The following is a 23,673-nucleotide window of genomic DNA, read 5'->3' as shown; positions in this document are numbered from 1 at the left end:
ACCTGCGGGGCGAACGGCTCCACGATCGCGGCCATGAGTGTTCGAGTCTCACTCGTCGCCGCGGCGCGCAACTCCTCCCTGCTCGGTGAGCGCTTCGAGGACGACCGGCCGCTCGACGAGACCGGCTGGCACGAGGTGCAGTTCGCCGCCCCCGCCCTGCTGCCCCTGGGGGCGGCCGAACTGCGCTACTGCTCACCGACCGCCCGCAGCCGTGCCACCGGCCAGGCACTCGGCTTCGCCCCGATGGTCCAGCCCGCCCTGCGCGACTGCGACATGGGCCGGTGGCGCGGACTCACCCTCGCCGACGTCACCGCGCGCGAGCCCGCGGCCGTGGACGCCTGGCTCGCGGACCCGCGCTCCGCGCCGCACGGCGGCGAGACGCTGCTCGCGTTCATCTCGCGGATAGGCGGCTGGCTGGACACCCGGCCCGCCTGCGACGGGCTGATCGTCGCCGTCGCCGAACCGGCCGTCGTCCGGGCCGCCCTGGTGTACGCGCTGCGGGCGCCGCCCTCGACGTACTGGAACGTCGACGTCCGCCCGCTCTCCACCGTCACGCTGACCGGCCTGCCCCGGCGCTGGAGCCTCTGCCTGGAGACCGGGGCCCGCTGAGGGTGTCGGGACCGGCCTCCCCGGGGCCGGTCTTCCGGTGTGTCACGGCGACTTCAGCGGCGGGACGGACTCGCCCTCCGTGTCGATGTGCGGAAGCACCCGGTCCAGCCATCCGGGAATCCACCAGGCGCCGCGGCCCAGCAGCGTCATCACGGCGGGCACCAGCAGCAGCCGGACGATCGTGGCGTCGATGAGCACGCTGACCGCCAGCCCGAGGCCCAGCATCTTGATCACCACGGTGTCGCTGAGGATGAAGGCGGCGAACACGCTGACCATGATGAGCGCGGCACAGGTGATCACCCGCGCGGTGATCTCCAGCCCGTGCGCCACCGCGTCCTTGCTGTTCCCGGTGCGCAGCCAGGCCTCGTGCACACGGGTGATCAGGAACACCTCGTAGTCCATGCTGAGGCCGAAGACGATCGCGAACATCATCATCGGTACGTAGCTCTCGATGGGCACCGTCCCCGACACGCCCAGCGACGGCCCGCCCCAGCCCCACTGGAAGACCGCCACCACCACCCCGTAAGAGGCGGCGATCGACAGCAGGTTGAGGACGGCGGCCTTCAGCGCGACCAGCAGCCCGCGGAACACGATCAGGATGATGACGAAGGCCAGCGCGACCACGACGGCGATGATCAGCGGGAGCCGGCTGACGATGATGTCGAGGAAGTCCTCCTGGGCGGCGGTCGTACCGGTCACGTACGCGGAGGCGTCCGTGCCGGACACCCCCTTCGGCAACACGTCGTCCTTGAGGTGGTTGAAGAGAGTGGTCGTGCCCGCGTCCTGCGGGGCCTCCTTGGAGATGGCGTTCCCGACGAGCAGGGCCCCGTCGTCCGTCGGCTGGAGAGGGCTGACGCTGGCCGCGCCCGGCACGTCGGTGAGGGCCTTCTGCAGGCTGCTCGCCAGGGCCGAACGGTCCGCGCTCGGCACCGACCGCTGATCGACGACCAGGGTGAAGGGGCCGTTCGCGCCCGGCCCGAATCCCTCAGAGATGAGGTCGAAGGCCCGCCGGTCGGTGAAGCTCGTCGGATCGGCCCCGTCGTCGATGTGCCCGAGGCGGATGGAGAACAGCGGCACCGCCAGGACCCCGACCACGACGAGCCCCGCGAGCAGGAACCACCAGGGCCGCCGCTCCACCCGCCGGGAGTAGCGGTGCCAGCCGCCCTGCGACTCGGTACCGGGCGCCGCCCCGCCCTCCGCTACCGGCGGACGGACCCGGTAGCGGTCGATCCGCCTGCCGATGAGCCCCAGCAGGGCGGGGACCAGGGTGATCGCGCCGATGACCGCGGTGATGACGGTGACCGCGGCGGCCGCCCCCAGCTTGCCGATGAAGCTCACCCGGGACACGTACAGCCCGGCCAGGGCGACGATGACGGTGCAGCCGGAGACCAGTACGGCCCGCCCGCTGGTGGCCACGGCCCGGCCGGCGGCCCGGACCGGGTCGCCGCCGTCCATGACGAGCTGGCGGTGGCGGGTGATCAGGAACAGCGCGTAGTCGATGCCGACCCCCAGCCCGATCATGGTGGCGAGGGTGGGGGAGACGCTCGCGAACGTGGTGGCCGCGGCCACCAGCGACAGGACGCTGAGCCCGACGACCACTCCGATGAGCGCGGTCACCAGCGGGACACCGGCGGCGATGACGCTGCCGAACCCGATGAGCAGAACGACCACCGCGACGCCGAAACCGATGGCCTCGCTCGTCAGGTCCTTGGTCTCGGGCCTGGCGAGCTCGCCCAGCGGTCCGCCGTACTCGACCTCGACCCCGGCGGTGCGCAGCGGTTTGACCGCCGTGTCGACCTGGTGGAGGTAGCTGTCGCCCAGCGAGGTCGGGTTCACGTCGAACCGCACGGTGATGTACCCCGTTTTGCCGTCCTTGGACAGCGATGTCGACGTCGCCGAGGGCGATGACGGCAGTGGGTTCTGGGCGGACAGTACGTGCGGCAGCTTCTGCAGGCTGCCCACCACCTGGTCGATCTGGCTCCCGTCGTCGGTCAGGGGCTGACGGGCGTCGTGCATGACCACCTGGGCACCCGTGCCCCCCGCGGCGGGATCGTGCGCCTTCAGCAGCTCGGCCCCGGTGTTCGACTGGGTGCCCGGCAGGTTGAAGTCGTCCGAGTACGTCCCCCCGAACGCGCTCTGGAGGGCGTGCAGAGCGCCGAGTGCGACCAGCCAGGCGATGATCACCACGACGAAGTGGCGGGCGCACCATTCACCCAGCCGCGACAGCCACCCCCCGCTCGGTTTCGCCGGTGCCGCGTACGTGCTGCTGCTGGGCGGGGCCATGCGTTCTCCCGGAGGAAGGGACGGGCCGTTCGGCCGGGGCGCGCCGCGTACCCCGTGTCCAACGCGCCGTGTCCCCTGTGTCCAATTCGAGAACGTAGATGGCGGGGTGAGGAGCCGGTGCCGCGACACGTGCGGCGGAGCCGGCCGTTCCGCCGCACGGCCGGTACGTGCCGCCCGGTCCGGCCCGTTCCCGACGGTCAGCCGTGGCGGACCGGGCCCAGACCGTCAGTCCTTTTCCTGTGCGGCGACGATGAGCGTGAGCGCCTCGATGACGGCCGCCTCCGTGGTCGCCTTGTCGATACCGAGGCCGGTCAGCAGTCCCGCGCCGTCCTCGTGCTCCAGCAGGGCCAGCAGGATGTGCTCGGTCCCGATGTAGTTGTGCCCCAGCCGCAGCGCCTCGCGGAAGGTGAGTTCGAGCGCCTTGCGGGCGTCGGCGTTGTAGGGCAGGAGCTCGGGCAGCTCCTCCTCCGAGGCCGCCGGGAGCGCGGCCGTCGCGGCCTGGCGGACGGTGTCCAGGGTGACCACCTGGGCCTTGATGAACGCCGCCGCGAGCGCTTCCGGCTCGCTGAGCAGCCCGAGTACGAGGTGCTCGGTGCCGATCTCGCTGTTGCCCGCGGCGCGCGCCTCGTTCTGGGAGGCCATCACGACGTTCTTGGCGCGGGCGGTGAAGCGGCCGAAGCCCTGGCTGGGGTCGAGGTCGGTCGATTCGCCGGGGTTCTTGGCGACGAACCGCTTCTGCGCCGCCTGCCGGGTGACCCCCATGCTCTTGCCGATCTCCGTCCAGGAGGCACCGGAGCGCCGGGCCTGGTCCACGAAGTGGCCGATCAGGTGGTCTGCGACGTCGCCGAGGTGGTCGGCGGCGATGACGGCGTCCTGGAGCTGGTCCAGGGCGTCGGGGTGGACCTTCTTGATGGCTTCGATGAGGTCGTCGAGGCGGACCGGACGCGTGGGGCCGAGTGGTTTCGTCATGTGTCAACCTTAGGTTGACAGTGGAGAGGGTGTCAACCTTCCGTTGACAGTCGGGTGTGGTGAGTCCCGGATACGACGAACGCGCCGGCCGACGGTGTTCGTCGGCCGGCGCGTCCGGTCAGCTGTTCAGCCTGCGGGTCGGGATCAGAGGACCCCGGAGTCCGCGATGGTGACCTTCGCCTTGGTCCGGCCGCTCTGCGAGCCGAGACCCTCGATCTTGGTGACCAGGTCCATGCTCTCCTGGTCGGCGACCTCGCCGAACACCACGTGCTTGCCGTCCAGCCACGAGGTCACGATGGTCGTGATGAAGAACTGCGAACCGTTCGAGTTCGGGCCGCTGTTCGCCATGGAGAGCAGACCGGGCTTGGTGTGCGCCAGCTTGAAGTTCTCGTCGTCGAACTTCGCGCCGTAGATGCTCTTGCCGCCGGTGCCGTCGCCCCGGGTGAAGTCGCCGCCCTGGAGCATGAACTCGGGGATGACCCGGTGGAAGGACGAACCCTTGTAGCCGAAGCCGTGCTCGCCGGTCGCCAGCTGGCGGAAGTTCTCCGCGGTCTTGGGAACGACCTCGTCGTACAGGTTGAAGACGATCCGCCCGGCGGGCTCGTCGTTGATGGTGATGTCGAAGTAAACCTTGCTCGTCATGGAACCATCCTGACATCCGGCCGAGCGGCCCCGACGGGCGGGCGCGGCCAAAGCCCGCTCACGGGTGACGGCCGGGCGCATGTGGTCCACGCGCGCGGCGCCCGCGACGCCGGTCCCCGGCCCGTGCCCGGCCCTCGCGGTCAGACCCCGGTACTGCCGTCGATCCGCTCGCGCAGCAGGTCGGCGTGGCCGCTGTGGCGGGCGTACTCACCGATCATGTGCGTGTAGATCCACCGCAGGCTCACCTCGCCGCCCATGAACGCGACGGTGTCCTCCAGCGCCCGCGCCGCGCAGTTGGCGCGGGACAGGGCGACCTCGTCCCGCCAGGCATCAAGGGTCTGTGCGAAGGAGGCGTCGGCGGAGACCTCGAAACCGCCGTCGTGCCCACCGGAACCGGCCGGTGCGGGGTGCGTGGGCGGGGCGTCCTCCGCGGCGAGCACCCGGCGGAACCAGTTCCGCTCGACCTCGGTCAGGTGCTGGACCAGTCCCAGCAGCGACAGCGACGACGGCGGAACAGCGTCCTGCCGGACCTGCTCGTCGGCCAGGCCCTCGCATTTCAGGGCCACGGTGGCCCGGTAGAAGTCGAGCCAGCTCTCCAGATTGGTGCGTTCGTCGGCGTTCAGGGGCGGCATCGCGCGTTCGGTGTGCGTCATGATCACCGATCGTGCCAGCCGGGTCTGACAACCGGCGCGTTACGGCCGCTTGCGGGGCTTTCCGCGCTTGGCGCCCGCAGCGCCCTTCGCGCCCCGGGAGCCGCCCTTGGCCCCCTTCGCGCCACCGGAACCGCCCCGGGCGCCCTTCCCCGTTCCCGCACCGGCCGCGGGCTTGCGCCGGGCGCCACCGGTCTCCGGAGCCTTGCGCTTCGGCTTCTCCGCGGGCGGCCTCCCTCGGCCCCTGGTGCTGTTCACCGTCCGGCCCCGGACGATCCCGATGAAGTCGTCCACCAGATCGGTGGTCCGCTCCTCCGGCCACGACAGCGCGATGCGCGACTCGGGAGCGCCGGAGAGCGGCCGGTACGTCAGGTCCTTGCGGTGGTGCAGACGGGCCAGCGACTGCGGGACGGCGAGGACGCCCACCCCGGCCGCCACCAGCTCGATCGCGTCCGCCGTCGTGGCGGGACGCTCGATCGCGGGCTGTCCGGGCAGCCGCTCCCAGCCGAGGACGTCGTCCAGCGGGTGCAGCACGATCTCGTCGGCCAGATCCTCGACGGAGATCTCGTCCACCGCCGCCACCACGTGGTCCTTGGGGATCACGACCACGGTCGCCTCGGTGTAGAGGGGGATCGCGCTGAGGTCCGCCCGGTCCACCGGCAGCCGTACGAAACCCGCGTCGGCGCCGCTGTCGAGCAGCAGGGCGGAGGCCTCCGCCGCGGGGACCGCGACGAGGGAGAGGGGGACGTCGGGCAGGCGCTCGTTCCAGATCCGCACCCACTTGGTGGGGGTCACCCCGGGGACGTACGCGAGCCGGAACGAGGGGGTTGCTTCCGAGCCTGTCACCCCGCCAGGTTACCGGTCGTGGTCAGCGGTAGCGCACACGCTCGATACTCTTGACCCCATGACGTCGCACCAGACCACCCAGACAATGAAGCCCGCGACCGCGGCGAAGAAACTGGGTGTGTACCTCGAAGCCACACCCGCCGAGTTCCAGGAGGGTGTCGTCTCGCGCGCCGAGCTGGCGGCCCTCCAGTCAGAGCCGCCCGAGTGGCTGCGGGACCTGCGACGCGATGGCCCGCACCCCCGGCCGGTGGTCGCCGCCAAGCTCGGCGTCTCCATCTCCGGTCTCGCGCGCGGTGGCGTCACGGAAGCGCTCACCACGGAGCAGATCGAGGCCCTGAAGCAGGACGACCCCGGGTGGCTGCGCAAGGAGCGCGCCACCCAGGCCGAGGTCCGCAAGGAGACGGTCCGCATCAAGGAGCGGAACGCGGAGCGCAGCGGCAAGGAGCAGGACCGGTCCTGACACCGGCCGCCTCCGCCGTCACGGGGTACCGGCGGGGGGCGGCAGAAACCGCCCCCGGCCCCGCCCCCGCGCTCAGCGAGTGGCGAGCAGCGTCAGCGTGTCGATCACGCGGTTCGAGAAGCCCCACTCGTTGTCGTACCAGGCGGACACCTTGATGTGGCGGCCCTCCACCCGGGTGAGGGCGGAGTCGAAGATCGACGAGGCCGGGTTGCCCGTGATGTCGGACGACACCAGCGCGTCCTCCGAGTATTCGAGCACTCCCGCCAGCGGCCCCCGCGCCGCCGCCCGGTACGCCTCCAGCACCTCCTCGCGCGTCACATCGCGGGCCACGGTGGTGTTCAGCTCGACGATCGAGCCCACCGGAACCGGTACGCGGATCGAGTCGCCCGACAGCTTGCCGTCGAGGTTGGGCAGCACCAGGCCGATCGCCTTGGCGGCGCCCGTCGTCGTCGGCACGATGTTGATCCCGGCGGCGCGGGCACGGCGGGCGTCGCGGTGCGGGCCGTCCTGGAGGTTCTGCTCCTGCGTGTAGGCGTGCACCGTCGTCATGAAGGCGTGTTCGATGCCCGCGAGCTCGTCGAGCACGGCGGCCAGCGGCGCGAGGGCGTTGGTGGTGCACGAGGCGTTCGAGACGACGGTGTGCAGGGCCGGGTCGTACGCCTCGCTGTTGACGCCGTAGGCGAGCGTGACGTCCGCGCCGTCCGACGGCGCCGCGACCAGCACCCGCTTCGCACCCGCGTCGAGGTGCGCGCGGGCGGCCTTGGCGGAGGTGAAGCGGCCGGTCGCCTCCAGCGCGATGTCGACGCCCAGCTCGGTCCACGGCAGCTGTCCCGGTTCGCGCTCGGCGAGCACCTTGATGCGGCGGCCGTCGACGACGAGGGTGTCCCCGTCCACGCTCACCGGACGTCCGAGCCGGCCGGCGGTGCTGTCGAAGGCGAGCAGCCGGGCCAGCGCGGCGGGCTCCGCGAGGTCGTTGACCGCGACGACTTCGAGATCGCTCTCGCGTTCCAGCAGCGCGCGCAGCACGTTGCGTCCGATGCGGCCGAATCCGTTGATGGCAATGCGAGTCATGTGAGAGTCCCTTTCTCCTCGCTTCCAGCATCACGCTCGCCACACCCCTCCGACAGCGGCGTGATCGCCATGGTCCGTAAGGATCCCGCCACGCCCCGCGCGGGCTATTCGCCCTGGGCGAAGGTGCGCCGGTACTCGCTCGGAGTGGTGCCGAGGATGCGCTGGAAGTGCAGCCGCAGATTGGCGCCGGTGCCGAGCCCGACATCGGCCGCGATCTGCTCCACGCCCCGCTCGGAACGTTCCAGCAGCTCGCGGGCCACATCGATCCGGGCGCGCATGACCCACTGCATCGGGGTGTACCCGGTGTCCTCCGTGAACCGCCGCGAGAACGTCCGGGGCGACACCGCCGCGTGCCGGGCCAGCACGTCGAGGGTGAGGGGTTCGCCCAGCCGGTGCAGCGCCCACTCACGGGTGGCGGCGAACCGTTCGCCGAGCGGCTCGGGCACACTGCGCGGCACGTACTGGGCCTGGCCGCCGCTGCGGTAGGGGGCCGCGACCAGGCGCCGGGCCGCGTGGTTGGACGCGGCCACCCCGAGGTCGCCGCGCAGCACGTGCAGGCAGAGGTCGATGCCGGAGGCGGCGCCCGCAGAGGTCAGCACCCCGCCCTCGTCGACGAACAGGACGTTCTCGTCGACCCGGACGTGCGGGTACTTCGCGGCGAGCGCCCGCGTGTAGTGCCAGTGCGTCGTGGCGCGGCGGCCGTCGAGGAGGCCGGTGGCGGCGAGCGCGAACGCCCCGGTCGAGATGGCGGCGAGGCGCGCGCCCCGGTCGTGGGCGGCGATCAGCGCGTCGATGACCGGCTGCGGCGGATCGTCACGGTCGGGGAGCCGGTAGCCGGGCACGAAGACGATGTCGGCCCAGTCGAGCGCGTCGAGCCCGTGGGTGACGTAGTACGAGAGGCCGTCGCCGCCGGCCACGAGACCGGGCGCCGCACCGCATACCCGCACCTCGTACGGCATGCTCGCGCGGGTCGTGAACACCTGGGCGGGAATGCCGACGTCGAGTGGCTTCGCGCCGTCGAGGACGAGCACCGCGACGTGGTGCAGGCGGGGGGCTGGCATGGGAGACGAGGGTACGCGGCGGACCCGTACAGGCCCCGGCGGCTCAGCGACGCGTCGGGGCCGCGGGCGCCCCGGCCGAGCCGCTGAGGAACGGATCCAGCAGCCGCAGCAGCTCGTCCGGCCGGTGCAGCGGAATGATGTGCCCGCAGTCCTCGACGATCCGGCCGACCAGCCGGTCGGCCACCGGCCGCAGCTGCTGTTCGAGCGCCCTGCCGACGGGCCGGGCGCCGATGGCCATGGTGGGCACGGTCAGCCGGCCCCTGCGGGTGGCGTCCAGGATCTGCCCGGCGCTCGACGGCAGCGCGCGGTAGTACGAGAAGGCGCACCGCAGGGCCTCGCTTCCGCTGAAGGCGTCGCGGAAGGCCGCGCGCACGGCGGGCTCCACGCCCTGCCCGAGCGTGCCCTCGTCGAGGAACCAGCCGATGTACCGGTCCTCGTTCCCGCTGAGCACGGATTCCGCGAGACCGGGCTCGCGGTGGAAACCGAACCACCAGGGCGGCCCCTGGGCGAGGAATTCCTCGGCGCCCGGAAGCGTGCCCAGCAGCGACTCCATGACCACCAGCTGCCGGACGAGACCGGGGCGGCGCATGGCCAGCAGGAAGGCCGGCGGCGTGCCCGCGTCGATGGCGACGACCGCGGCGGAACTCTCCCCCAGCGCGTGGAGCAGGGCCTCGGCGTCCGCCGCGAGCGTGCCCGCGTCGTAGCCGTCCACGGCCCGGGTGCTCGCCCCGAACCCCCGTAGATCCGGTGCGATGACCCGGAACCGGTCCGACAGCCCGTCCATGACGTGGGTCCACAGCCGCCAGGTGTGCGGGAAGCCGTGCAGCAGGAGGACGGCCGGTCCGCTTCCCGCGACGGCCACGTTGATCTCGATGCCGTTGGCCGTGACCTGCCGGAGCTCGGCGCGGGGCCTGTGGTGGTGAGGGAGGGGGCTCGACGGGACGGGCACGGTGGGCTCCGGATCGGCTCGGGCGATGCGGCTCATGGCCGCATCGCAGCGGTTACTATTGGTGACTACAAAACGATAGGTAACTACTACGGGGGTGCCAAGACGGCACTTCCGCCTCAGGTGGTGAGCTCCAGGTGACCTCCAAGGCGCGACGGCCCCCGCAGGGCGGGCGCGGGGACCTGTTCGATCCGGAGTGCCCGACGCGCGGCCTGCTCGACCGGATCGGCACGAAGTGGATGTCGATGGCCGTCAAGGTGCTGGCGGAGGCGTCCCCCGGCGAAGTGCGCTTCGCGGAACTGCGGCGCAGGATGCCCGGTGTCTCGCAGAAGATGCTGTCCACCACCCTCCAGGGGCTGACCCACGACGGTCTGGCCGAGCGCCGGGTGGAGCCGACGGTGCCGCCGCGCGTCCACTACCGCCTCACCCCGCTCGGCCTCTCCCTGGAGGGACCGCTGGCCATGGTGCGCGCCTGGGCGGAGGAGCACATGGCCGAGATCGACCGGGCCAACCGGGAGAGCCGGACGGGCGCCCCGGAGCCGGAGCACACGGCCGCTCCCGGCACGGCGACTCCGCGGCGCGGTGGAGACGCGGACGCGGTCGACGGGAGTGTTCCGGCCGTGCGCCGAACGCCGTAGGGTCCCGCCATGACCGAGCGACACCCCAACGCATGGGCCGCAGAAGCGATCCGGCGGGTTCGGGAGGACGGTTCGCACCTGCTGCCGACGCCCCTGCGCGCACTTTCGCTGCCCGGCGTCCCGGGCGTCGACATCTACCTGAAGGACGAGTCCGCGCATCCCACCGGCAGCATGAAGTACCGCCTGGTGCGCGCCATGTTCTGCGAGGCGGTCGCCAGTGGCGCCCTGACGGCGGACACGCCGGTGATCGCGGCCACGAGCGGGGCGGTCGCCGTCGCCGGCGCCCGGTTCGCGAGGCTGCTGGGGCTGGAGTTCACCACCGTCGTGCCGGCGAAAACCGCTCCGGAGGTCCTGGCCGCCATCGCGGCGGAAGGCGGCCGCTGGCAGCGGGGTGAACAGCCGCCTGCCGCCGCCCAGACGGAGGCGCGGGCGCTGGCCGAGCGGCTCGGCGGCCACTTCCTCGACCACTTCACCGATGCGGAGCGGGCGGTCGCCGGATGCGGTGGGCCGACGGTCGCCGACGAGATCTTCGACCGGCTGGGCGGGGAGCCGCACCCGGTCCCGGAGTGGATCGTCACCGGTGCCGGTACGGGGGCGACCTCGGCGGTGATCGGACGCCACCTGCGGCGCGACGGCCATCCGACCCGGCTGGCCGTGGTCGACCCGGAGAACTCCGCCTACTTCCCCGCGTGGGCGAGCGGGTGCGCCGACTACGCCACGGGGATGCCCTCCCGGATCCCGGGCATCGGCCGCCCCCGTACCGAGCCCGGGTTCCGGCCGGCTCTGATCGACCTGATGATCCCGGTACCGGACGCGGCGTCCCTCGCGGCGGTCCGGTGGCTGAGGACGGCCGCCGGGATCGAGGCCGGACCGTCGACGGGCACCAACCTCTGGGGGACCTGCCACCTCGTGGCACGGATGCGCGAGGCGGGGATACGGGGGAGCGTCGTCACGCTCGTCGGGGACGGCGCCGGACCCTACCGGAGCACCCACCTCGACCCGGCGTGGGCGCGGGAGCGGGGACTCGACCCGACGCCGTACGAGGCCGCCATCGAGCGGTTCGCCCGCACCGGGCACTGGGCGGACGGATGACGGCCGCGGCGGCCGGACCGACCGTCCCGCTGCCCGGCCGTGACGGTGGGCCGTCCCGTAATGTGACCGGGTGACAGAATTCAACGCCCTTGCTGACAACGGGGATTGGCAGAACGACTTCGAGCGGCGGCTGACCGCCTCACTGCTGGCCGCCGGGCTCGGTGACGCCGCGACGCGGCGCACGGTCGAGGAGACGCGCGGCAGGTCCGGCGGCTGGACCGTCGCCGCGATCACCGATGCGGGGACCCGGGTGGGTTATGTCGCGGTGTCGGTGGAGGACGAGAACGGGGTGCCCACGGGGCAGATAGGCGACCTCCGCGTCGAGGCGGACCACGCCGGCCAGGGGTACGAGGAAGCCGCCCGGGACTGGGCGGAGGCATGGTGCGCGGAGCGCGGCGCCGTCCGGGCGGACATCCGGATCACCGAGCCGGCCGGCGGGCTGTTCGACGGGTACGGGGTCCGGGGCCAGCTCAGGGCGCGACGCGTCGACTCCCCGCCGGAACCGGTCGACGGCGTCACCGCGCGGCCGATGACGCCGGACGAGTACCCCGAGTGGCTGGCCGCCGAGAAGCTCGCGTACGTCGAGGACATCGTCCGCTCGGGGGCCAAGAGCCCCGAGGACGCCGCACGCAAGTCCGACGACGACTTCGCCAAGCTGCTCCCCGAAGGCCTGGCGACCCCCGCGACCACGCTCCTGGTCCTTGAGGTGGCGGGTGAGCCGATCGGCACCGGCTGGCTGAAGCACGGGCACCTCCCGGGCGTCACGTACGGCTACTCGCTCCACATCGAGGAGCGGTACCGGGGCAAGGGATACGGCCGGGCCGCGATGGCGGCCGGCGAACAGGCGACGCTCACGGCCGGTGACTCGGTGCTGATGTTCACCGTGTGGGGCGGCAACGAGGTGGCGATGAACCTGTACACGAGCGTCGGCTACCGGATCGTGGAGGAGTACCGGTCCACCGGCCTCCCGCGCGCCTCGGCCTGACGGGGCCCGGAGACCGCCGGGGAGACGGGGTGCCGGATCAGCTGCTCCGGTACCGGCCGGCCAGCCGCGGGCTCTGGCCGCCGAAGGCCGCCAGGTCCGCGGCGAAGACGTCCTGGAGGAGCCCGGGATCCTCGACGCCGGGGGCGCTGACGACCTCACCGAGCTCCAGCCCGCGCAGCGCGCCGGTGACCAGGTCCTCGGCGCTCATGCGGGGTACGGCGCTCATGTCCAGGCCCTGGGCGGAGTGGAACTCGGTGGCGACGACGCCGGGGCAGACCACATGGGCCCTGACCCCCGTGCCCGCCAGCTCGGCGCTGAGCGCCTGGGTCATGGCCACCAGGTGGGCGAGGGTACCGGCGTACACGGCGCGGCGCGGCATGACCGACGGGTCGGCGGGTCCGGAGAACGCGATCATTCCGGCGACGTTGATGAGGGTGCCGGTACCGCGCCGCAGCATTCCGCCGACGGCGGCGCGCATCAGCAGGGTGGGTGCGAGGACCTTGACGTTGATCAGCTCGCGGGCCTTGTCGGCGGGCAGCTCGGCCAGCGGCATGTAGTGGGAGACCCCGGCGTTGTTGACCAGCATGTCCAGCGGCTCATCGGCGCAGTACTCCGCGACGGAGTCGATGCCCTCCTGCGTGGACAGGTCCGCGGCGACCGTGCGCACGTTCACCCCCCGATGGCCGGAGGCGAACTCCGCGAGACGGTCCCGGCGGCGGCCGACGACGATCAGGTCGTAGCCGTCGGCGGCGAAGCGCTCGGCGAATGCCCTGCCGATACCGGAGGTCGCGCCGGTCACGAGAGCGAGCTTGCTCATGGGGTTTCCTTTCTGTCCGCGGCCGACGGCTCACGATTTCTCTCCGCCGCCGCACTTTCCGCCGTCCCACCAGCCTGGGGCACTTTCCGGCCGGCAGACAGTGGACGCGTTTTCCTGGGACTCGCGGTACCAGGAAAGAGCCGGTCCGGGTTGCCACAATGGCCGGCATGGCTCATACAGAACTGGGCGGAGCCCTGCGCGCCTGGCGCGACCGCGTCACCCCGGAATCGGTCGGCCTGCCCGCCACGAGCCGTAGACGCGCCCTCGGCCTGCGCCGGGAAGAGCTCTCCCAGCTCGCGGGCATCTCCGCCGACTACATCGTCCGCCTCGAACAGGGAAGAGCCACTCACCCCTCCGCCCAGGTGGTCGAAGCCCTCGCCCGCGCCCTCCGCCTCGCCCCGGGGGAGCGGGAGCACCTGTTCCGCCTGGCAGGACTGGCGCCGCCGGGCGCCGGCCTCATCCCCCGCCACCTCACACCCGGCATCCACCGCATCCTCGACCGGCTCGTCACCACCCCCGTCGCCGTCTACGACGCGGCCTGGACCCAGCTCCTCGCCAACCCCCTCTACACGGCCCTCATGGGCGAATGGCACGGCGAGGACCTGAACGCCGCCTGGCGCGCGTTCGTCAGTTCCAGAACCCGCGTGCGCCATACTCCGCGGTCGAACGGAGAACTCCGGGAACTCCTGGCCGCCGACCTGAAACGCACCAGCGGCCAATACCCCCACGACCCCGAGCTGAAATCCCTGATTCAGCGACTGCGCACGCACAGCACCCAATTCGCCGGACTGTGGGAAAGCGGGACGGCAGCGGAACACGAAGCAGGCCGCAAAATCATCGATCACCCCCACGTCGGTGCTCTCACCCTCGACTGCGACGTCCTCAACGTCGCGGGCAGCGGCCTGCGCGTCATGGTCTACACCGCACAGCCCGGTACCCGTGACGCGGAGCGCCTCGACTTCCTGTCGGTCGTGGGAACCCAGAGCCTCAGCTGAGTACGCGAACTCATGTACGACGCGGGACCGACTGTCAGAATCCGCCGCATGACGAGTGACAGACGCATGCTGACGGCCCTTCATCTTCTCCTGGTCTGGGCGGCGATGGCGGTCACGGTGCCGGCGCTCGGGTTCACGCTGCTGGCTTCGGCATGGGGCGGCGGGTTCGCCGCTGCGGTTCCGGTCCTCGTCCTGGGGGTGCCGCTGGCGGTGGGCCTGCTGACCGTGACGGGCGTCCCGGTGCGCACCCTGGTGCCGCTGTGCGAGACCACGTCACGACGGTTCGGCTGGGCGGCGGCGGTCTTCGTCCTGGGCACGCTCGGAGTCCTGGCAGGTCTGGCCGCTTACGCCGGTGATGTAGATCTCGGGAGCGCCGGCGCCCGCTTCGCACTGACGGGCGTGCCCTACGCGGTGGCGGCGGCGCTCTTCGTGCCGAACCGGTGGCTGCGGGTCGGGGCGGTGGCCGTGCTGGCGGCCGCGGTGGGCTACGGGGGCTTCGTCGCCCCCGCGCAGTCGCGGGAGCGGCAGCGCGAGGCGGAGATCGCGCGCTACCGGGAACACACGGAACTGCTCTACCTGGCCGCCGCCCCGGCCGGCATGGAGCTGACCCGCACCGAGGCGGGCCCCGCCTACTTCAGAGTCGAGTACCGCCCGGAGGGACGGAACAGCATGGGGTACGTGGACATCAACCTGCGAACGGCACTCACCCCCGCGCCCCGGTGCCCCGAGCCGGTGAGCAAGGGCGATTCCTGCACGGTGGACGCGCACGGCGGGATGCGCACGGTCCGCACCTTCCCCGGCGGCAGCACCATCAGCCTCACCCGCCGCCTCCCGGGCGCGGAGGCCGAGGTCAGCAGCCAGACCCTGGACGAACCCGGGCTGCGCCGTCTGCTGGACACGCTGCACCCGCTGTCCGACCAGGAACTGCGGGAGCTGATGCGGGAGAAGAAGATCGACCGCAGGAACTGAGCCCGTGAGACCTTGCATTGCGCTTGGCGGGTTGTGCGCGATGTTTGGCGGGCAGCGTAGCGATCGAGGTGTGCAGCCGGCGCGGTTTTGGGGAATCTGCGCGCCGAGGTTCGATCAAGTTGTCGCCCCGCTCACCCACGCCATCAGCGGCGGCACATCCACTCGCCGGTCTCGCGCCCAACACGCTGGATTCGCTCCCCGAGCACGTGCCCGCGTTCCTGCCCGAGGCATGGGCCGATCACTACTTTCAGAAAGGTGACGGCTTCAGCCCGCGGCTCCTGCGGTGCACAGCCTCGGTCCGCCTCGCACACATGGCCACGGGCGGCTCTCTCGACCAAGCCGTGGACTTCCTCGGCATCCACACCCCGTCGAGCGCTACGGGTGCCATCCGCCGATGGGCTCACCCCAAGCTCGATGTGTTCGAGTTCGACACCGCCCTGCACCCCCTGGCCACCGACCTGGACCAGCACGTGTCACGCCTCCCCGACTACAGGCACCGGCGTCAAGCTCTCCAGAACTGGCATCTCGACGAGCAGAGCCGGCACGAGCTCACCTCCAAGGCCCCGCCTTCGGCTACCACCCCCGCCCGCTACGACGACCTCAAGCGGCACATCGCCTCGAATTTCATATGGAGCCGCATCACACAAGGTGAGCACCTCTTCGCCCCGCGCCCCATGGAAGCCGGCCAAGAATTCCAAACTCAGAAATGGTGGCGAAGCCGCCGCAACACCATGTGGTGCCTGCCCACCAACCCAGGCGTCTCGCCTTACTGCTCCGCCCTCGGCGAGCTCCTGACCGAGTACGCCGATCAGCATCTGAATTGCGACTTTTCGAGATAGGTGAGTCAGTTCGCCCCGTGCACCGGGCTCAAGAACTCCTAACAGAATGACTCTTTGGGGTCGGTTGCCCGACGTGCGGCGCTCTCGGGCAGCACGGGTCGATGGGCGTTGAGCGGCCGCTGCGACGCGAGGTGAAGGTCATTGATTCGGCCTCGTAAACATGGCTCCGGACTCGGCACGCAATGCTGGGTTGTCGAGGCGATGAGCCTGTCTCCGGAGCACTTGCGTCCTTCTGATGAATCGTCGAGCCGGCGGCCACTCCGGGCGGCGCCATGCGTAGTACCCCGTGAGGTTTGCCAATCGACAGCACAACTACCGCTACTAAAAACCTAGTTGATGTTCTAAGCAGACTTTGCGAGACTCACCTCGCCATCGGGCCGATCACCCGACGGTTCTGCAGATACCCAAGGGGGGAACCACATGGAATTCCGCGTGCTCAGAGGCGGCCTGTCGCGTGCCGCAGCCGTCGTCGCGCTCGCCGCGGCCCTCGCCACCGGCTCGACCGGGCTGCTGCCGGTCGGAGAGGCACATGCGGCGCCGGCGTCCGAGGGAACCTTCGGCTTCAGCGGGGACGAAGGAGATTACATAAGCCTCGGACAGTCCTACGCCTACGACACGGCTTCAGAGGACCGCCTGAACGTCTACGCGAACGCCGACAACAGCGTGGTGTCGTTGTCCGTCGACGGCGCCAACGGTGACTGGTGGTCCCTGAACCTCGCCGCGCCCTCAGGCAGTGCTCTGGCTCCCGGGACCTACGCGGGTGCGACCCGTCACCCGTTCAATGAGCCATCCGAACCGGGGCTGTCGCTGGACGGAAACGGCCGCGGCTGCAACACGCTCACCGGCGCCTTCACCATCGAAAAGGTCGAGTTCGGCCCGCTGGGCTACGTCAAGACGCTCGATGCGACCTTCGAGCAGCACTGCGAGGGAGATGTCGCCGCCGCCCGCGGTGAGGTACACATCGACAACCCGGCCCCTCCCGCGGCCCTCGACCTCGGTCTCGTTGTGGCCCTGGACGGCACGGCGAGCACCTTGAACGGGAAGGCCACACTGCACGGGTCGGTCAGCTGCAACAAGCCCGTGCGGGTCGACGTCTCGGGCGACATCACACAGGTGAAGAAGCGGAAGCTCATCCGGGGTTCGTACGCCACCGCCGTGAACTGCGTACCGGGCGCACCGGTCGCATGGTCTGCCAAGGCAGTCCCGGCGGGCGACGTTCCGTTCCAGCGCGGTGACGTCGAAGTCGAAGCCCGCGCAACGGCGATCGATCCGGACTACGACCAGTCCGTCTCCGCCGGCGAGACGGTCGCCATCCACCTCGCCCGCGGCTGACTGGGACGACCACGTCGCGAACACTTCTCCACCGGGCCGCTCCCTTCACGAGGGGAGCGGCCCCACCCCCTTCCCGACTGACGGATCCCCGAACGCCGCGGCATTCGTCCTGAACCCCGCCACGGCGTGCGCGTCCTCGTCCAGTCTGATGGTCACCATCTCCGACGTGCGGAGTACTCGTAAAGCGCATCAAGGTGGAGTCAGCCGGCCCGTCGGAGTCGGTCGGGCAGTCGGTCCTGCCGACGTCAGTCGCGTCCGACGACTGTGGACCCGGGGACGTCGGAAGGAGTAAGCCGCGCCCGGTCAGCACTTCCGCGTTTCGCCGAAGCCGCGGCCCACAGGTCACGGACAGGGCTGACGATGTCTCTTCCGCCGGTCTGCCAAGTGGCCGTCTGGCGGCCTGCCCAATCCGTGCGCAGGCCGAGGCTCTCTCCTCACGCGACTGTGCACGGCACGACCAGCTCGTCGAAAGAAGCCTGGCTGTGTCGATGCAGTCGCTACCCCGCGCGCCAGTCATCGTGCTCAGCCGCTGACCGTCCTGCCCTTCCACATGAGGGGCAGCGGTCACCAGGTCGTGGGGCTGACCGTTCGAGGTCGGGGGGCGGCGTTGGGCAGGTGCTCGTGTGCGGTCGCGGTGTCTCGCCAGAGCGGGGTAGAGGTTTGGGGCCCCTGCTTGACGCTGCGCGTGCTCGGCGTTAATCGGCGCGACTCGATCTCATCAATGCGAAGAGGTGCGTGCGCAACCCTCGAAGGATCACACACAACCCGCCAGGTCACCTGCAAGCCCGCCAATTGAAGCGCAAGGTCACACCCGGCCTGCCTCCGACCAGCCCATTTCTTTGCATAAAAGTGCGACGCTGCGTATAGTCATGCCATCGACGAGGAGGATTTCGATGGTGGTACGTGCAGCGGTGGCAGGGGCGAGCGGATACGCCGGCGGGGAACTGCTGCGTCTTCTCCTGGTCCACCCGGAGGTCGAGATCGGGGCCCTCACCGCGAATTCCAACGCGGGACAGCCGCTCGGGGCGCTGCAGCCGCACCTGCGGCCGCTCGCCGGGCGGGTGCTTCAGCCGACCACGCCCGAGGTGCTCGCCGGGCACGACGTGGTCTTTCTCGCGCTGCCGCACGGGCAGTCCGCCGCCGTGGCGGAGCAGCTCGGTGACGATGTGCTCGTGGTGGACATGGGGGCCGACTTCCGGCTCAAGGACGCCGCTGACTGGGAGAAGTTCTACGCCTCGCCGCACGCCGGGACCTGGCCGTACGGCCTGCCCGAGCTGCCCGGCGGGCGGGCCGGGCTGGCGGGGACCAAGCGTATCGCGGTGCCCGGCTGCTACCCCACCGCCGTGTCGCTCGCGCTCTTCCCGGCGTACGCCGCCCAGCTCGTCGAGCCCGAGGCCGTGATCGTCGCAGCCTCCGGGACCTCCGGCGCGGGCAAGGCGGCCAAGCCGCATCTGCTCGGCTCCGAGGTGATGGGCAACATGTCGCCGTACGGCGTCGGCGGCGTCCACCGGCACACGCCCGAGATGATCCAGAACCTCAGCGCGGCGGCCGGTGAGCCGGTCACCGTGTCGTTCACGCCGACCCTCGCACCGATGCCCCGCGGCATCCTCGCCACGTGCAGCGCGAAGGCGAAGCCGGGCGTGAGCGCCGAGTCCGTCCGTACCGCGTACGAGAAGGCCTTCGCGGACGAGCCGTTCGTCGACCTGCTGCCCGAGGGGCAGTGGCCCGCGACCGCCGCCGTGTACGGCTCCAACGCCGTCCAGATCCAGGTCGCGTACGACGACGCGGCGGGCCGCGTCATCGTGATCAGCGCCATCGACAACCTCGCCAAGGGCACCGCGGGCGGCGCCCTGCAGAGCATGAACATCGCCCTCGGACTCCCCGAGGACACAGGTCTTTCCACGATCGGAGTCGCACCGTGAGCGTCACGGCAGCACAGGGATTCACGGCGGCGGGCATCGCCGCCGGAATCAAGGAGAGCGGTAACCCGGACCTGGCCCTCGTGGTCAACAACGGCCCGCGTCGCGCCGCCGCGGGCGTCTTCACCTCCAACCGTGTCAAGGCCGCCCCCGTCCGCTGGTCGGAGCAGGTGCTCAAGGGCGGCGCGGTGACCGCCGTCGTCCTCAACTCCGGTGGCGCCAACGCCTGTACGGGACCGCAGGGCTTCCAGGACACCCACACCACCGCCGAGAAGGCCGCCGAGGTCCTGGGCGGCCACAGCGCCGGCGAGATCGCCGTCGCCTCCACCGGGCTCATCGGTCTGCTGCTCCCGATGGACAAGCTCCTGCCGGGCATCGAGAAGGCCGCGGCGGTCCTGAGCGAGCACGGCGGCGAGAAGGCCGCCATCGCCATCAAGACCACCGACACCGTGCACAAGACCGCCGTCGCGGGCGGCGAGGGCTGGACCGTCGGCGGAATGGCCAAGGGTGCCGGCATGCTGGCCCCCGGCCTCGCCACCATGCTCGTCGTGCTCACCACCGACGCCGACGTGGACGCCGCCGGACTGGACGCCGCGCTGCGCGACGCGACCCGCACCACCTTCGACCGGGTCGACTCCGACGGCTGCATGTCCACCAACGACACCGTTCTGCTGCTGGCCTCCGGGGCCTCCGGGATCACCCCGGAGCAGGGGGAGTTCGCCGAGGCCGTACGGACCGTCTGCGACGACCTGGCCCGGCAGCTGATCGGGGACGCCGAAGGCGCGTCCAAGGACATCCGGATCGAGGTCGTCAACGCCGCGACCGAGGACGACGCCGTCGAGGTGGGCCGTTCCATCGCCCGTAACAACCTCCTCAAGTGCGCCATCCACGGCGAGGACCCCAACTGGGGCCGGGTGCTGTCCGCCATCGGCACGACGAAGGCCGCGTTCGAGCCGGACGAGCTGAACGTCGCCATCAACGACGTCTGGGTCTGCAAGAACGGTGGAGTCGGCGAGGACCGCGACCTTGTCGACATGCGCTACCGGGAGGTCAGGATCACCGCCGACCTCGCCGCGGGCACCGAGTCGGCCGTCATCTGGGCCAACGACCTCACCGCGGACTACGTCCACGAGAACAGCGCGTACAGCTCATGACCACCGCGCGGAAGCACACCGCACTCCCGAAGGCGCAGATCCTCATCGAGGCGCTGCCCTGGCTGACCCGGCACAACGGCAAGACCGTCGTCATCAAGTTCGGCGGCAACGCCATGATCGACGAGGAGCTGAAGGCCGCCTTCGCCCAGGACGTCGTCTTCCTGCGGCACGCGGGCCTCAAGCCCGTCGTCGTGCACGGCGGCGGCCCGCAGATCAGCGCCCAGCTCGACAAGCAGGGCCTGGTCAGCGAGTTCAAGGCCGGTCTGCGCGTCACCACGCCGGAAGCGATGGACGTCGTACGGATGGTGCTCGCCGGACAGGTCCAGCGCGAGCTGGTGGGCCTGCTCAACCAGCACGGGCCGCTCGCCGTCGGCATGACCGGCGAGGACGCCCACACCATCACCGCCACCCAGCACCGGCCCGTCATCGACGGCGAGGCCGTCGACATCGGCCGGGTCGGGGAGATCACCGCCATCGACACCGGGGCCATCCAGGCGCTCCTGGACGACGGCCGCATCCCGGTCATCTCCTCCATCGCCCGCTCGGCGGAGGACAACCACGTCTACAACGTCAACGCCGACACCGCGGCCGCCGCGCTCGCCGCCGCGCTCAACGCCGAGACGCTGATGGTCCTCACCGACGTCGAGGGCCTCTACGAGGACTGGCCGAACAGCGACGACGTGATCAGCCGCCTCACCGCCACCGAACTGGAGAAGCTCCTGCCGGAACTCTCCAGCGGAATGGTGCCCAAGATGCAGGGCTGCCTGCACGCCGTGCGCAACGGCGTCGAAACCGCCCGGGTCATCGACGGCCGGGTCCAGCACTCGATCCTGCTGGAGATCTTCACCGACGAGGGAATCGGCACGATGGTCGTGCCCGACGCACAGGGGGAAGCATGACCAACGCCGAGCTCTCGCAGCGCTGGCAGAGCGCGCTGATGGACAACTACGGCACCCCGAAGCTGTCCCTCGTCCGAGGCGAAGGTGCCAAGGTGTGGGACGCCGACGGCAACCAGTACCTCGACTTCGTCGGCGGCATCGCGGTGAACGCGCTGGGCCACGCCCACCCCGCGATCGTCGAGGCGGTCTCCGCCCAGATCGCCTCCCTCGGCCACGTCTCCAACCTCTTCATCGCCGAACCGCCCGTCGCGCTCGCCGAGCGGCTGCTCCAGCTCTTCGGCCGCACCGGCAAGGTCTACTTCTCCAACTCGGGCGCCGAGGCCAACGAGGCCGCGTTCAAGATCGGCCGGCTGACCGGGCGCACCCACATGGTCGCCACCGACGGCGGCTTCCACGGCCGGACGATGGGCGCCCTCGCGCTCACCGGACAGCCCAAGAAGCGCGAGGCGTTCGTCCCGCTGCCCGGTGACGTCACGCATGTCCCGTACGGGGACGTCGAGGCGCTGCGGGCCGCGGTGACCACGGACACCGCGCTGCTGATCATCGAGCCGGTCCAGGGCGAGAACGGAGTCGTCGTCCCGCCCAAGGGCTATCTGGAGGCGGCCCGGGAGATCACCCGGGCCACCGGCACCCTGCTGGTCCTCGACGAGGTGCAGACGGGCATCGGCCGGTGCGGCACCTGGTTCGAGCACCAGCGCCACCAGGGCGTGGAGCCCGACCTCGTCACGCTCGCCAAGGGGCTCGGCGGCGGGCTGCCGATCGGCGCCACCGTGGCGTTCGGCGCGGCCGCGGAGCTGCTGACACCCGGTCAGCACGGCACGACGTTCGGCGGCAACCCGGTCGCCTGCGCCGCCGGACTCGCGGTCCTGGACACCCTGGCCGCCGACGGCGCGCTGGACAACGTGAAGCGGCTCGGCGAGCGGATCCGGGAGGGCGTGGAGGGTCTGGGACACCCCCTGGTCTCCCATGTCCGGGGCTCGGGGCTGCTGCTGGGTATCGTGCTCACCGAGCCCCTCGCACCCCAGGTGCAGCAGGCGGCTCAGGGAGCCGGGCTCCTGGTGAACGCACCCGCACCCGATGTCGTACGGCTGATGCCGCCCCTGATCATCGGTGACGCGGAGGTGGACACGTTCCTCCGGGCACTTCCCGGCGTACTCGACGCGGCACAAGGACGATCCGGAGAATGACGTTCCGGAGAATGAGGCGACGACGATGACCGAGGCGCAGGAATCCGAGCACGGCGGGCCGTCCGTGCCGCAGACCCGCACGGCACGCCACCGCCGGATCGTGGACATCCTGAACCGGCTGCCGGTGCGCTCGCAGAGCCAGCTGGCCAAGCTCCTCAGCGACGACGGGCTGAGCGTCACCCAGGCGACGCTCTCCCGGGACCTGGACGAACTGGGCGCGGTGAAGATCCGCAACACCGGCGGCGAGCTGATCTACGCGGTGCCGAGCGAGGGCGGATTCCGTACCCCGCACGCGCCCTTGGGCGGCTCCGCGAAGGAGGAGCGGATGCGCCGCCTCTCCGCCGAACTGCTCATCTCGGCGGAGGCCTCGGCCAACCTCGTGGTGCTGCGCACGCCTCCGGGCGCCGCCCAGTTCCTCGCCTCCTCGATCGACCAGGCCGAACTGCACGACATCCTCGGCACCATCGCCGGGGACGACACGCTGATGCTGATCAGCCGCGACCCGGCGGGCGGACAGGCGCTCGCCGACCATCTGCTGCGGCTCGCGCAGAACGACCGCTGAAGGCCGGCGGCGGTCAGTAGCGGGTGATCGCGGTCGGGCCCGAATCGGTCCCGATCGCGAGGTGCGGACGACGGGCGGGATCGGCCCAGGCCAGGATCCGGTCCATCGCGGCCGCCGGTACGGAGACACAACCGGCGGTCGCACCATGCCCGTTGACGTGCAGAAAGATTCCCGCGCCGCGGCCGCGCACCGGACGTTCGTAGTTGAAGCCGACGACCAGCGCACGGGCGTACTGCGCCGGATACGTGATCAGGTGCTCCGCCTCGGACGCGCGGCAGTCGGCGGGCCGCGGCTCCACCCACCGGTTGTACGCCCGCGCCGCGTTGTCCTGGCACCACCAGGACCCGTTGTGGACCCGGCGGTAGGGGTAGCGGGTACCGGGCGGTGCCGCCGCCACCCCGAAGGCGTACGGCAGGTCGTAGAGCCCGGTGGGTGTGGTGTCCGTGCCCTGCTCGCGCGTCGCGCCCTCGGTCAGCCCGTTGGCCCCGAAGCGGGCCGGTGCGGATCCGGCCGCCACCCACTGCCCGGAGCGCCTGTTCCACCAGGTGACCGTGCCCGTGGTGGCCCCGGTGGCGGAGGCCTCGGCGGTGATCAGCTGGGAGCCGCCGCCCGTGTCGGCCAGCCGCTGCGGCAGCGGCGGGTCCACCGGGGCCCGTACCCCGGTCAGGGCGGTGACAGCGAGCAGGACCGAACAGGCCACCAGACATCTGCGCATGTCCCGGACCGTAGACCGGCCGCCGCGCCACCA

The 23,673-nt window shown here is 71.2% G+C and carries 23 protein-coding genes and 1 pseudogene; 14 read left to right on the top strand and 10 right to left on the bottom strand.

Annotated features, from left to right (window positions below; genetic code table 11):
* The first annotated feature begins 33 nt into the window (after positions 1–33).
* Positions 34–609: a histidine phosphatase family protein gene (locus tag ACFVQ0_RS25790; RefSeq protein WP_311306692.1), complete on the top strand. Its 576-nt coding sequence runs from the start codon at positions 34–36 to the stop codon at positions 607–609.
* Positions 610–651: 42 nt separating this feature from the next.
* On the opposite strand, the gene ACFVQ0_RS25785 is transcribed toward ACFVQ0_RS25790, so the two are convergent.
* The 5 genes from ACFVQ0_RS25785 to ACFVQ0_RS25765 form a co-directional block, all read right to left on the bottom strand.
* Positions 652–2,892, bottom strand: coding sequence for an MMPL family transporter (locus ACFVQ0_RS25785; RefSeq protein WP_390091574.1), 2,241 nt, complete (start codon positions 2,890–2,892; stop codon positions 652–654).
* A gap of 225 nt (positions 2,893–3,117) precedes the next feature.
* Entirely contained in the window at positions 3,118–3,861 is a 744-nt protein-coding gene (locus tag ACFVQ0_RS25780; protein ID WP_390091573.1) for a Clp protease N-terminal domain-containing protein, read from the bottom strand.
* A gap of 144 nt (positions 3,862–4,005) precedes the next feature.
* Positions 4,006–4,503, bottom strand: a complete 498-nt coding sequence (locus ACFVQ0_RS25775; protein WP_390091572.1) for a peptidylprolyl isomerase — start codon at positions 4,501–4,503, stop codon at positions 4,006–4,008.
* Between the two features lie 140 nt (positions 4,504–4,643).
* Entirely contained in the window at positions 4,644–5,156 is a 513-nt protein-coding gene (locus ACFVQ0_RS25770; RefSeq protein ID WP_390091571.1) for a DinB family protein, read from the bottom strand.
* A gap of 39 nt (positions 5,157–5,195) precedes the next feature.
* Positions 5,196–5,999, bottom strand: coding sequence for a LysR family substrate-binding domain-containing protein (locus ACFVQ0_RS25765; protein ID WP_390091570.1), 804 nt, complete (start codon positions 5,997–5,999; stop codon positions 5,196–5,198).
* A 58-nt stretch (positions 6,000–6,057) separates the two neighbouring features.
* Here ACFVQ0_RS25765 and ACFVQ0_RS25760 point away from each other — a divergent pair, with 58 nt between their 5' ends.
* The gene (locus ACFVQ0_RS25760) at positions 6,058–6,459 is read left to right on the top strand and encodes a DUF5997 family protein (protein ID WP_390091569.1); all 402 of its coding nucleotides are present in this window, start codon (positions 6,058–6,060) and stop codon (positions 6,457–6,459) included.
* A 72-nt stretch (positions 6,460–6,531) separates the two neighbouring features.
* On the opposite strand, the gene gap is transcribed toward ACFVQ0_RS25760, so the two are convergent.
* The 3 genes from gap to ACFVQ0_RS25745 form a co-directional block, all read right to left on the bottom strand.
* Entirely contained in the window at positions 6,532–7,530 is a 999-nt protein-coding gene (gap, locus tag ACFVQ0_RS25755) for a type I glyceraldehyde-3-phosphate dehydrogenase (RefSeq protein ID WP_390091568.1), read from the bottom strand.
* Between the two features lie 104 nt (positions 7,531–7,634).
* Positions 7,635–8,591 carry a GlxA family transcriptional regulator gene (locus ACFVQ0_RS25750; protein ID WP_390091567.1) on the bottom strand — a complete coding sequence of 319 codons (957 nt, stop codon included), beginning with the start codon at positions 8,589–8,591 and terminating at the stop codon, positions 7,635–7,637.
* Between the two features lie 43 nt (positions 8,592–8,634).
* Positions 8,635–9,576, bottom strand: coding sequence for an alpha/beta fold hydrolase (locus ACFVQ0_RS25745; protein WP_390091566.1), 942 nt, complete (start codon positions 9,574–9,576; stop codon positions 8,635–8,637).
* A 98-nt stretch (positions 9,577–9,674) separates the two neighbouring features.
* Between ACFVQ0_RS25745 and ACFVQ0_RS25740 the strand changes: the two are divergent.
* The 3 genes and pseudogenes from ACFVQ0_RS25740 to ACFVQ0_RS25730 form a co-directional block, all read left to right on the top strand.
* Positions 9,675–10,058 (top strand): annotated as a pseudogene (locus ACFVQ0_RS25740) (winged helix-turn-helix transcriptional regulator); the annotation flags it as partial.
* Between the two features lie 126 nt (positions 10,059–10,184).
* On the top strand, positions 10,185–11,267 hold the full coding sequence (locus tag ACFVQ0_RS25735) for a PLP-dependent cysteine synthase family protein (protein WP_390091565.1): 1,083 nt from the start codon (positions 10,185–10,187) through the stop codon (positions 11,265–11,267).
* A gap of 70 nt (positions 11,268–11,337) precedes the next feature.
* Positions 11,338–12,252: a GNAT family N-acetyltransferase gene (locus ACFVQ0_RS25730; RefSeq protein WP_390091564.1), complete on the top strand. Its 915-nt coding sequence runs from the start codon at positions 11,338–11,340 to the stop codon at positions 12,250–12,252.
* A gap of 37 nt (positions 12,253–12,289) precedes the next feature.
* Here the strand turns inward: ACFVQ0_RS25730 and ACFVQ0_RS25725 are convergent, their stop codons facing one another.
* Positions 12,290–13,069, bottom strand: a complete 780-nt coding sequence (locus ACFVQ0_RS25725; RefSeq protein WP_390091563.1) for an SDR family NAD(P)-dependent oxidoreductase — start codon at positions 13,067–13,069, stop codon at positions 12,290–12,292.
* A 167-nt stretch (positions 13,070–13,236) separates the two neighbouring features.
* Here ACFVQ0_RS25725 and ACFVQ0_RS25720 point away from each other — a divergent pair, with 167 nt between their 5' ends.
* The 9 genes from ACFVQ0_RS25720 to ACFVQ0_RS25680 all read left to right on the top strand — a co-directional run bounded on the left by ACFVQ0_RS25720 (position 13,237) and on the right by ACFVQ0_RS25680 (position 22,925).
* Positions 13,237–14,064: a helix-turn-helix transcriptional regulator gene (locus ACFVQ0_RS25720; protein WP_390091562.1), complete on the top strand. Its 828-nt coding sequence runs from the start codon at positions 13,237–13,239 to the stop codon at positions 14,062–14,064.
* A 48-nt stretch (positions 14,065–14,112) separates the two neighbouring features.
* Positions 14,113–15,033 (top strand): hypothetical protein, encoded by a 921-nt coding sequence (locus ACFVQ0_RS25715; protein ID WP_390091561.1) that lies wholly within the window; start codon positions 14,113–14,115, stop codon positions 15,031–15,033.
* A gap of 206 nt (positions 15,034–15,239) precedes the next feature.
* A complete protein-coding gene (locus ACFVQ0_RS25710) occupies positions 15,240–15,872 on the top strand; it encodes a hypothetical protein (RefSeq protein ID WP_390091560.1) in 633 nt (210 codons plus the stop codon).
* Positions 15,873–16,292: 420 nt separating this feature from the next.
* Positions 16,293–17,204: a hypothetical protein gene (locus tag ACFVQ0_RS25705; RefSeq protein WP_390091559.1), complete on the top strand. Its 912-nt coding sequence runs from the start codon at positions 16,293–16,295 to the stop codon at positions 17,202–17,204.
* Between the two features lie 893 nt (positions 17,205–18,097).
* Positions 18,098–19,126, top strand: coding sequence for an N-acetyl-gamma-glutamyl-phosphate reductase (argC, locus tag ACFVQ0_RS25700; RefSeq protein ID WP_390091558.1), 1,029 nt, complete (start codon positions 18,098–18,100; stop codon positions 19,124–19,126).
* Complete coding sequence (argJ, locus tag ACFVQ0_RS25695) at positions 19,123–20,277, top strand: bifunctional glutamate N-acetyltransferase/amino-acid acetyltransferase ArgJ (protein WP_390091557.1); 1,155 nt, start codon at positions 19,123–19,125, stop codon at positions 20,275–20,277. The genes argC and argJ overlap by 4 nt, the downstream gene beginning before the upstream one ends.
* Positions 20,274–21,176, top strand: a complete 903-nt coding sequence (argB, locus tag ACFVQ0_RS25690) for an acetylglutamate kinase (RefSeq protein WP_327336035.1) — start codon at positions 20,274–20,276, stop codon at positions 21,174–21,176. Before argJ ends, argB begins: the two co-directional genes overlap by 4 nt.
* Positions 21,173–22,363 carry an acetylornithine transaminase gene (locus ACFVQ0_RS25685; protein WP_390091556.1) on the top strand — a complete coding sequence of 397 codons (1,191 nt, stop codon included), beginning with the start codon at positions 21,173–21,175 and terminating at the stop codon, positions 22,361–22,363. The genes argB and ACFVQ0_RS25685 overlap by 4 nt, the downstream gene beginning before the upstream one ends.
* A gap of 25 nt (positions 22,364–22,388) precedes the next feature.
* Positions 22,389–22,925, top strand: coding sequence for an arginine repressor (locus ACFVQ0_RS25680; protein ID WP_311306710.1), 537 nt, complete (start codon positions 22,389–22,391; stop codon positions 22,923–22,925).
* Between the two features lie 13 nt (positions 22,926–22,938).
* Here the strand turns inward: ACFVQ0_RS25680 and ACFVQ0_RS25675 are convergent, their stop codons facing one another.
* A complete protein-coding gene (locus ACFVQ0_RS25675) occupies positions 22,939–23,640 on the bottom strand; it encodes a L,D-transpeptidase (RefSeq protein WP_390091555.1) in 702 nt (233 codons plus the stop codon).
* Positions 23,641–23,673: the final 33 nt, after the last annotated feature.

Source organism: Streptomyces sp. NPDC057900 (genome assembly GCF_042887885.1).
GTDB lineage: Bacteria > Actinomycetota > Actinomycetes > Streptomycetales > Streptomycetaceae > Streptomyces.
Note: the sequence above shows the minus strand (reverse complement) of the source record. Positions and strands in the feature narration are given on the sequence as shown.

Excerpts from the sequence above, each read along its gene's own strand:
- argB (WP_327336035.1), top strand. The coding sequence starts at position 20,274 with ATGACCACCGCGCGGAAGCACACCGCACTCCCGAAGGCGCAGATCCTC.
- ACFVQ0_RS25775 (WP_390091572.1), bottom strand. The coding sequence starts at position 4,503 with ATGACGAGCAAGGTTTACTTCGACATCACCATCAACGACGAGCCCGCC.
- ACFVQ0_RS25685 (WP_390091556.1), top strand. The coding sequence starts at position 21,173 with ATGACCAACGCCGAGCTCTCGCAGCGCTGGCAGAGCGCGCTGATGGAC.
- ACFVQ0_RS25745 (WP_390091566.1), bottom strand. The coding sequence starts at position 9,576 with ATGAGCCGCATCGCCCGAGCCGATCCGGAGCCCACCGTGCCCGTCCCG.
- ACFVQ0_RS25750 (WP_390091567.1), bottom strand. The coding sequence starts at position 8,591 with ATGCCAGCCCCCCGCCTGCACCACGTCGCGGTGCTCGTCCTCGACGGC.
- ACFVQ0_RS25790 (WP_311306692.1), top strand. The coding sequence starts at position 34 with ATGAGTGTTCGAGTCTCACTCGTCGCCGCGGCGCGCAACTCCTCCCTG.
- ACFVQ0_RS25680 (WP_311306710.1), top strand. The coding sequence starts at position 22,389 with ATGACCGAGGCGCAGGAATCCGAGCACGGCGGGCCGTCCGTGCCGCAG.
- ACFVQ0_RS25705 (WP_390091559.1), top strand. The coding sequence starts at position 16,293 with ATGGAATTCCGCGTGCTCAGAGGCGGCCTGTCGCGTGCCGCAGCCGTC.
- argC (WP_390091558.1), top strand. The coding sequence starts at position 18,098 with ATGGTGGTACGTGCAGCGGTGGCAGGGGCGAGCGGATACGCCGGCGGG.
- ACFVQ0_RS25675 (WP_390091555.1), bottom strand. The coding sequence starts at position 23,640 with ATGCGCAGATGTCTGGTGGCCTGTTCGGTCCTGCTCGCTGTCACCGCC.
- ACFVQ0_RS25735 (WP_390091565.1), top strand. The coding sequence starts at position 10,185 with ATGACCGAGCGACACCCCAACGCATGGGCCGCAGAAGCGATCCGGCGG.
- ACFVQ0_RS25780 (WP_390091573.1), bottom strand. The coding sequence starts at position 3,861 with ATGACGAAACCACTCGGCCCCACGCGTCCGGTCCGCCTCGACGACCTC.
- ACFVQ0_RS25785 (WP_390091574.1), bottom strand. The coding sequence starts at position 2,892 with ATGGCCCCGCCCAGCAGCAGCACGTACGCGGCACCGGCGAAACCGAGC.
- ACFVQ0_RS25770 (WP_390091571.1), bottom strand. The coding sequence starts at position 5,156 with ATGACGCACACCGAACGCGCGATGCCGCCCCTGAACGCCGACGAACGC.
- gap (WP_390091568.1), bottom strand. The coding sequence starts at position 7,530 with ATGACTCGCATTGCCATCAACGGATTCGGCCGCATCGGACGCAACGTG.
- ACFVQ0_RS25725 (WP_390091563.1), bottom strand. The coding sequence starts at position 13,069 with ATGAGCAAGCTCGCTCTCGTGACCGGCGCGACCTCCGGTATCGGCAGG.
- ACFVQ0_RS25715 (WP_390091561.1), top strand. The coding sequence starts at position 14,113 with ATGACGAGTGACAGACGCATGCTGACGGCCCTTCATCTTCTCCTGGTC.
- ACFVQ0_RS25720 (WP_390091562.1), top strand. The coding sequence starts at position 13,237 with ATGGCTCATACAGAACTGGGCGGAGCCCTGCGCGCCTGGCGCGACCGC.
- ACFVQ0_RS25760 (WP_390091569.1), top strand. The coding sequence starts at position 6,058 with ATGACGTCGCACCAGACCACCCAGACAATGAAGCCCGCGACCGCGGCG.